At 66.4% G+C, this 926-nt stretch carries 1 protein-coding gene; it reads right to left on the bottom strand.

The window, feature by feature from the left end; translation table 11 throughout:
- Window positions 1-926, bottom strand: a 926-nt coding sequence (locus ISP18_RS00085; RefSeq protein WP_404559220.1) for a condensation domain-containing protein, incomplete at both ends; no start/stop codon positions are given.

Here is a 926-nt window from a genome sequence, read left to right as displayed (position 1 = left end):
ACCAGGTCCTGCTGGCCGGACAGGCGTGACAACACCACGGCCCAAGCAGTGAGTAGGGTCATGAACAGCGTGCTGCCGTGTTGCTGGCTTAAGCGTTTCAGGTCCCGGGTCAGCGCGGCATCGATACGTACGTCCAGGCGGGCGCCAGCGAAAGATTGCGCCGCCGGCCGCGGCCGGTCAGTTGGCAGCTCCAGCAGCGTGGGCACACCGGCCAACTGGTTTTTCCAGTACGTCGCCTGTTGTTGCTGTCGCTCGCCGGAGAGCCACTGCCGTTGCCAGACGGCGTAATCGGGATACTGGATCGGCAGCACCGGCAACGGATCGGCCGCGCCGACGGCAAAGGCCTGGTACAGCGCGCTGATCTCGCGCGCCACCACTGCGGTCGACCAGCCGTCGGAGACGATGTGATGCTGGGTCAGCAGAACGACGTGATCCTCAGGCCCCATCTGGAGCAATCGGCCGCGGATCAGCGGGCCGGTGCTTAAATCGAACGGCGTCTGGGCTTCCTCGGCGCACAGCTGCGCCAGCGTGGCGTCATCGTGGACCGATTGCTCAAGCAGCGCAAAGCCGGTTTCGGCTGGCAGCAGTGTGGCCCGCGGCTGGCCCTCATGGATATGGAACAACGTGCGCAAGGCCTCATGCCGGGCCAGCAGGCAATCCAGGCTGCGCCGCAACGCCGGCCGGTCCAGCGGACCTCGAAGTCGAAACCCGATGGGCGTTAGATAAGTAGCGCTGACACCCTTCAGTTGCGCGAGGTACCACAGCCGCTGCTGGGCAAAGGACAGCGCCAGTGGCCCATTCCGGCCGATCGACTCGATCGGCGGCAGGGCCTGTGCGCTGGCTTGCGCGATCGCGGTGGCCAGTGCACTCAGGGTGGGATGGGCGAACAGCGTGGCCAGGGGCAGGGCCACGCCCAAGGCCGCTTG

It is taken from the genome of Dyella humi, from assembly GCF_044904605.1.
GTDB classification, from domain to species: domain Bacteria; phylum Pseudomonadota; class Gammaproteobacteria; order Xanthomonadales; family Rhodanobacteraceae; genus Dyella_B; species Dyella_B humi.
This window is presented reverse-complemented; position numbering and strand designations above follow the sequence as displayed.